General features: G+C 57.9%; 5 protein-coding genes and 1 pseudogene. All 6 read right to left on the bottom strand.

Annotated features, from left to right (window positions below):
- Positions 1-283 precede the first annotated feature (283 nt).
- A pseudogene (locus ABRP66_RS11195) lies at positions 284-520 on the bottom strand (IS3 family transposase); the annotation flags it as partial.
- Positions 521-767: 247 nt separating this feature from the next.
- A complete protein-coding gene (locus ABRP66_RS11200) occupies positions 768-1,802 on the bottom strand; it encodes an alpha/beta hydrolase (protein WP_349838692.1) in 1,035 nt (344 codons plus the stop codon).
- 139 nt (positions 1,803-1,941) lie between these two features.
- A complete protein-coding gene (locus tag ABRP66_RS11205) occupies positions 1,942-3,633 on the bottom strand; it encodes an arabinofuranosyltransferase AftB family protein (RefSeq protein ID WP_284785760.1) in 1,692 nt (563 codons plus the stop codon).
- Between the two features lie 62 nt (positions 3,634-3,695).
- Entirely contained in the window at positions 3,696-4,676 is a 981-nt protein-coding gene (locus ABRP66_RS11210; protein WP_349838693.1) for a decaprenyl-phosphate phosphoribosyltransferase, read from the bottom strand.
- Positions 4,669-5,184 (bottom strand): phosphatase PAP2 family protein, encoded by a 516-nt coding sequence (locus ABRP66_RS11215; protein ID WP_284771219.1) that lies wholly within the window; start codon positions 5,182-5,184, stop codon positions 4,669-4,671. The genes ABRP66_RS11210 and ABRP66_RS11215 overlap by 8 nt, the downstream gene beginning before the upstream one ends.
- Entirely contained in the window at positions 5,174-7,126 is a 1,953-nt protein-coding gene (locus tag ABRP66_RS11220; protein WP_284771218.1) for a glycosyltransferase, read from the bottom strand. The genes ABRP66_RS11215 and ABRP66_RS11220 overlap by 11 nt, the downstream gene beginning before the upstream one ends.
- Positions 7,127-7,326 lie beyond the last annotated feature (200 nt).

The raw sequence follows: 7,326 nt of genomic DNA on the forward strand, positions 1-7,326 counted from the left end.
GATCAAAATGGTAATAAGAAAGCCGCTGCTTAACCCCTAAGCAGCTTAACAACGTGTCCACGATTTGCGGGCAACCCCACACTACACCCAACAGACGTAGGACACGACGGAATGACCCAAATCATCACCCGAGAACTCCAAAACCACTAACCACCAACCAAAGCACGAACCCGCCGCCCGAGAGCACCATGAACTAGTCCCCAAAAGTTGGGCTGGTTTAATTCAAGAAGGTTAGGGGTTCAAGGGCCTGATTCCGATATTGCATCGGGGTCAGGCCCTTGAGTCATTGTTGGTTGCGTTCGGTGTTGTACCGCTGGATGTAATCTTCGATTACCTGGGTGAACTCCTCGACAGTGTTGAAGACTTCTCCGTGGTACATCTCGGTTCTCAGGTGACCGAAGAAGTTCTTCATTACTGCGTTGTCGTAGCAGTTGGCCTTACGCGATATCGACTGAACGCCGCCGTTCTCGTGGATCAAAGTGCGCCGGGTTGAATGCTGGTATTGGAAGCCTTCATCGGTAATTTTTAGGTAGGCAATTTCAGCATGCAACTGGTCGCTTTCGCGACGCAGTTTGTCTTCTTCAGTAAGCGCCTTCGGCTTGGTACCTCGGCCCTGTTCGAAACGCTTGACTACATGCTCGCGCTAAGTTTCACTCAGCGAACTTCGTAGCCCCAATAAAAACTGCTCCCCACCAGTTGGTAGTGATTTCTCAGTCCAACTACTGGGGAGCGGTTCGAACGGCGCGGGGCCAGTTCGTTAGTGAGCCTTACCAGGCATTCATAACGTTGAGAACGCGCGGTTTGGAAGCATTGAGCTGGTAGTCCCATTGGTACCAGTTATGCAAGCCCTGGGCCGGGTAGCTCACCGTTGGGTTCAGACCCTGCAACCGGGCAACACCTTCCCAAGCGCGGGTGGTCAGCTGAGAACCAACCTCCAGTGCGACACCCGGTGCTTGGAACTGCGGCGGAAGGGTTTCCCTATCCAATTGGCCTGGGATACCGGATGCAGCTGAAATATAAACATCGGTACCACCCTCACGCAGTTGCGGAATCAGCAAGAGCGGGTCATTCTGGAAACGCTTTGGGTTAAATAGCGAACCGTACATGGCGTTGACATTGAATCCACCGGCATCCAACATGGCCAAACGAAGAGCAGTCTGAGCACCTGGAACCGTCATAGTCAAATAACCAGAAAAGGATAGTACCTGCTTAAACTGGTCAGTGTGCTTAGCAGCCAATGTCATGGCGGAACCGGCACCCATGGAGAGGCCAGCGATCGCATTGTTATTGCGGGCCACGCCAAAGTGCTGCTCGAGGTAGGCAGGAAGCTCCTGGGTAAGGAAGGTCTCCCACTTGTAGTTGACCGGAGCTCTCGGATCATATTTGCCAGGTGCTTGCCAGTTGGCATAGAAAGAAGACTCGCCACCTGCCGGCATCACTAGAGTGATATTGCTGTCCGCGTAAGTCTGCGCGGCGTTAACCTCGCTGTGAGGGCTAACCCAGCCGCTGGTTGCGTAAGTAGCACGCAGGCCATCCAATAGGTAGAAACCAGCGTTACCGCCATTCTTTGCGGGCTGAATCTGGACGGGGATGTTACGGTCCATGGACGGAGACCAAACATCACAGCGCTGAACCCAAAACATGGCTGGGTCCCATTCACAGGTGCCGGTATTATCCGGACGCAGCCAATCACGATGTGCCGCGTGTGCCTGCTGCGTGCCGCCGGCAACGACGGCGAGGCCAAGCGCTACGACCACTGCCATGATGACCGATAGGACACGTCCTCTCAGAGATGCAGTCATCTTTCTCCTCCACAAAGTACTCAATAATTGTTCTTTGGCTTTATCGATGGGAACCTGTGAATCGTTAACACCCCTCGGCGAAAGCCTCACTGAGAGGCAGTGTAGTGCACTCACAGGCTTTTTACCTCATTTTCAACCATTAATAGAGGTAATCCCCCGGATTGGAGGAGAAGGTTAGGGTCCTGCCCTCTGTCAGGGAAAATTTAATATTTTCTAAGAATCGGCCCCAAGTTAGCGGTTCCCTGTAGGAGGCAAAGAGCCTCTGGAAATCGGCATCATCAAGCGCAGTGCGTGCTTGCCACGCGGAATCTTTCTGCCCCAGCAATAAGGAGTCAATATCCACTGCAGAATCGGCAATCTGCCACGCCGCGCCAAGGCTTTTATCGTGGCCAATGCGCCCGCCTTCGATGCGGGGCTGGCGCGCTGCCAAGGGATTGCTGAGCCCAATTTCATCGAGCACGCGCACCTCAAGTGGCGCATTCATGGAGGTAAGACCGAGATTAGGAAAATACACAGTGGGAGGATCGGAGCGCTCCGGATCCGCGGGCACCGTCGTCCACGATGTCTGACCCCCATCCTTGATATAGAGGAAGGTCATGGCATCGCCGGCCGCCAAATCCTGCACCGCTTTTTCATAGTTATTCATCACGTCCATACCCAGAAAATCCTCGGCACGGCGTGGCGGTTCCTGCCGGTTGGTGACAGCGGTCCAATAGTCCCGCTCATCCACAACACTAAGCTGGCCCGCGTACGCTGCCCGGTCTACCGGGTGACCGTGCAAGACAATAACGAAGGCCCACACCGCACAGAATACGGCAGCCCACCAGGTTCGTAGATTAACTACAAATATGGGCAATAGCGCGGCGAAAAGCGGAAGTAGCAACATGCGCCCATGCATAAAATCGCCACCCACGTGCACAACATATGCTGCATGCAATAGTGCGGCGCCCAGGAAGATATAAACCACAGTCTGCATCGAGCGCAGCGCCGACGGTCGAAAATCGGTTTTCCACAGCGCCGCCACTGTCAGCACAATGAGCGGGAGGTACAGCGCGTAGGGCGCCATAAAGTCGCCCAAGTACGCAAACCCTTGGCCCCACGCGGAACCAGCCGCGGATTTCGCAACGGCGGTATGAGGCGTAAGCAGCCCGTAGTAGCCCATGCGGAATACTTGATAACCCAGCGGCAGGGGCAAGGCGGCAGCGATAACCTTCCACGAACGCGTGCTCACTATGAGTACAACGCCAACCAGGCCGCCATACAGGGCAAGCTCAGGGCGAATGAGCCATGAGAGCCCCGCCCAGAATGCCAGCCCATACACAATAGGCTTGGGCGGCAACTCCTGCCGTGGTCGCGCCCATTTAATCAGCATCCACCACAAGACGGCCAAGTAGAAAAGGCACAGGCTCCATTCCAAGCCGGAGGTAAAAAAGTCCCGTGCCGGTGGCAGGGCCAGATACACCAAGGCTCCAGCGGGAAGAACAAGTCCCTTGTGCATGCTTGCCGATGCCCACGTCCCCACCACCATCGCCGCGACCGCTAGGAGAAGCCCGAGGTAGATGGCGATCGTTTCGAGTTCAGCACCGCTTACCCACCGCGCCACTAAGATGAGGTATTGCCACAGCGTGGAGGTATTGGCCTCAACGCGCTCACCCACATTGAACACAGGACCGTTGCCGGCTTCTAGGTTGCGGACGGTACGCAGGACGATGAGGCCGTCATCAGACATCCAGCGGCGGGCAAAGCCACCCCACAAAGAAAAAACACCGATAACAAGAACCGAGGCGGGTGCGCTCCACAGCGCAATGTTCTTGTTACCGGTGTTAACCACGTGGGGTGAGTATATCAGGCCTCTCAAGATCTTCTAGTTGAACGCAACTATATAACCGCTGCTTAGCCCAATGGCATGATGTAGACGGCCATGGCGATGCAGGCCAGCCAAGCGATGGCGAGGAACTGCAAGGTGCGATCCCCCAACGCGATTTCTTCCGGCGCCCCGCCCTGGCCACGGTCCACGTCGGCGGCATAGCGCAGGATGGCGATGGTAAATGGCACCATGGAAATCTGGTACCACACGCCACCAGAGGTTGCGGCATTAGCCAGCTCAAAGCCCCACAGGGAGTAGAAGACCACCACGGCGGTAGCCGCTAGCGTCCAGACAAAGCGCAGGTAGGTTGGCGTATAGCCCTGCAAGGATTTGCGGATCTTCGCGCCGGTCTTTTCCACCAGCAGGATTTCGGCATAGCGCTTACCGGAGGCCATAAAGAGCGAACCAAAGGCAGCGACCAGCAAGAACCACTGCGAAAGCTCAATATCGGCGGCCACGCCACCGGCCATGGTGCGCAACATGAATCCGGAGGACACCAGCGCAATATCGATGACCGGAATATGCTTCCAGCCAAAGCAATAGCCCAGCTGCAGGGCGATATAAACCGCCATAACGATGGCTAGCTCTAATCCCGCGGTGGCCAAGAAGGACAGCCCAATGGACAGGCCAACGAGTACCACGGCCATGACATAGGCCACCTTGATGGGCAGCACGCCCGAGGCAATCGGGCGGAAACGCTTGGTCGGGTGCTCTTGGTCTTCACGCCAATCCTTGGCGTCATTGATCAGGTAGATGGAAGAAGCGCCGAGGCAAAAGACGATGAAGGCCAAGAGGACATCGACAAGCACGCGCCCGTGAAAGAGCGACTCCGCACCGGCCGCGGCGGGCGCGGCCAGTACGAGGATGTTTTTTACCCATTGCTTCGGGCGCAGGGCCTTGACCATGCCATCGGCCAAATTCTTCGGCGGCTTGCGCTTACGGCCGGTATCGACGCCGGACGTATGCGGTTCCGAATGGAGAAAGTGCTGGTTACCGTCCTCACTCATGCGTCTTTCCCTTCGTCATTGCCCGCGCGGTGGCAGCGCCAATGGCTGCGCCCGCGACGGTATCAGTTGGATAGTGCACCCCGAGCACCATACGCGATGCCATCATCACCGGCACTCCCACAAGCGGTGCCTTGGAACCCGTCAGGCGGGAAAGGCCCACCAAGAAGGCGGTGGTGGAGGTGGCATGCGAGGACGGGAAGGATAGGCGCGAGGGGGTCTTGACCCCAACGCGGACGTAGGAATAATCGGGTCGCTTGCGCCGCACGATGCGCTTGAGCACCACGCTTGCCGCATGCGCGGTAAACGCCGCGGCACCGATCCGAATCCACTCTTCACGGCGCTGCTTGTCCACGCCGGCCCCTAGGGCCGCGCTGCCCATCCAGCCCAGGGCGTGCTCGCCCAAGTGGCTTAAACCGCGGGCAGTCGGCAGTACTCCCGGCAGGTCAAAGGCGGCGTTCTGGATGGACTCTAGGACGCGGGATTCTGCGATAGAAAGCTTATTGGGCATCAAAAACCTTCTTCCAGGAAGACCGCGCGGTCAATTCCGGCAACGCGGCGCGGTAGTGCGCCCGCAGGTCATCGAAGTTTTCTTCAATTTCCTTCAACAGGCTGCGGGTTTCGGTGATGAGCTCCTTGGCCAAATCGCGGTCGCGCTTGCGGAAGGCCACACCCGTACCGCCGGCCGTGGATACGGTGGCGGAATCCAGGCGGGACAGGGTGAACCAGCGCGCCTCTTCTGGGGTGAGGTTCAGCTGCGGTGCCGCGTGGTGCGCCGGATCTTCCTTGCTCAGCAGGTGCTTAAGGCCCTTTGCTGCCCACGGCAGCTTCTTCACCTTGGCCAAGCGCCCGCCCACATTGCGGGTGGGAACGCCCGGCGCGCCGGTCGGCGCCGGCAGCTGGTCTGCGGATTCGATGATGACCGCATCTGAGTAGTTCTTGCGGATCTCCGCAATGCGCGGCAACGAGGTATCCAAGATATCGAAGAGGTGGTCCGGCCCCGCCAGGAAGTCCTTCATGGCCTCGATTTGGATGGCCATAGTGGAGTATTCCATGCACATGGTGTGCTTGAGCGTGGACTTAAAGATGGACTTAGTAATGCCGGATACCGCGCCATCGTGGTACAGCGAAGCCACGATCAAGCGGTTGCGCAGGTGGAAATAGGCCTGCCAGTCAATGGCATCGTCCTTATCCGCCCAGGCCATGTGCCAGATGGCCGCGCCCGGCCAGGTCACCGTGGGGAAGCCATTGCGGGCGGCGCGCAAGGAGTACTCGGTATCGTCCCACTTGATAAATAGCGGCAGTGGCTGGCCGTTGGTCTCTGCTACCACGCGCGGGAAGAGGCACATCCACCAGCCGTTATATTCCACGTCCACGCGGCGGTGCAGGTCGCGGGAATCGTACTTCTTTGGATCCAGGCGGGTTTCTGGCGTGCCAATGGCGCGCAGTGGGTACTTGGCAAAGTCGTGGTCGTACACGGCGTGCGGGGCGGCGGCCCACATGAAATCGGAGCGGTTGACCTGCTCACCGGTGGTGCGCAGCTGGGAGCGCTCCTGCAGGTTGAGCATCTGCCCGCCCACGATGATGGGCCTGGCGGCGTAGCGTGCGGCCTGGACGGCACGCAGTACCGAATCTGGTTCGATGGCGATGTCATCATCCATATACAAAATGAACGGCGAATCGGTGTTTTCCAGCGCCTCGTACATGATGCGGGAGTATCCGCCCGAACCACCCAGGTTACCTTGGCGGAACTCGCGGAAGCGCTCCCCAAAGTGGGCTACTGCATCGTCGTAGCCTGGTTCATCGGCGGGGTGTTGATTGCCTTGGTCAGGCATCAAGACGAAGTCGATGATCTCGTCCACGACGGGATCCTCGGCTAGGGCTTGTAGCGCTGCCACCGCGTCGGTAGGGCGGTTGAAGGTAGGAATCCCGACCGCAACACGCTTTTCGGAAGGAGCAACCTCGGTGCCATCCGGCAGGATTTGCGCCCCAGGTGCGTGCGGCGAGCACCACGCGGCATGCGCCAGGGTGGTTTCTTTCTCGGCGGTGATATCGAACCACAGCCAGCCGCCGTCCTCGAAGTTCTTGAGCGGGAGCTCGAATTCGTGCTCACCGGTGCCCACGAGGTGGTTGCCCACGGAAATGCGTTGGCCATCGTGCTTGGAACGGTACAACGAGATATTGGCCTGGCCCTCAACTTCAAGGCGCAGAATGACCGAGTCGAGCTGGGACCACCGGCGCCAGTAGGAGGCCGGAAAGGCGTTGAAGTAGGTCTCAAAAGAGGCTTCTTCGCCGGCCGGGATGGTCACGGCGGTCCGGTTTGTCCAGCTCAAGCGCTCGCGGTTTTGTTCCGCCTCAATGAGGTAGAGCATGCGGACGTCAAAGGGTTCGCCGCGCTTGGGCAGCAAAATTCGCTGCAGGGGCTCAAAAGCCGAGGAGTTGTTGGCAGTCACGATTGCTTCGATTCTCCAAACTATTTAAACAGTAGTCAGCGGTTTAGCGTAGTTGTTTTATACGGATTACTCGGGTTTACACGCGGATGTGTCTTCGGGTTAAGTAGCAAAAGTGTGCCTGATGGACCTGACCCCTGTTTGGTGGACACCTGATATCCAGCCCAGTCGAGCTGGGAAGAAAGGTAATCTACCACCATGTC

Origin of the sequence: Corynebacterium sp. KPL2680 (assembly GCF_040225675.1) — a bacterium.
In the GTDB taxonomy this organism is placed as follows: Bacteria; Actinomycetota; Actinomycetes; order Mycobacteriales; family Mycobacteriaceae; genus Corynebacterium; species Corynebacterium rhinophilum.

Coding starts and splice junctions, on each gene's coding strand:
- ABRP66_RS11200 (WP_349838692.1), bottom strand. CDS start 1,802: ATGACTGCATCTCTGAGAGGACGTGTCCTATCGGTCATCATGGCAGTG.
- ABRP66_RS11210 (WP_349838693.1), bottom strand. CDS start 4,676: ATGAGTGAGGACGGTAACCAGCACTTTCTCCATTCGGAACCGCATACG.
- ABRP66_RS11215 (WP_284771219.1), bottom strand. CDS start 5,184: ATGCCCAATAAGCTTTCTATCGCAGAATCCCGCGTCCTAGAGTCCATC.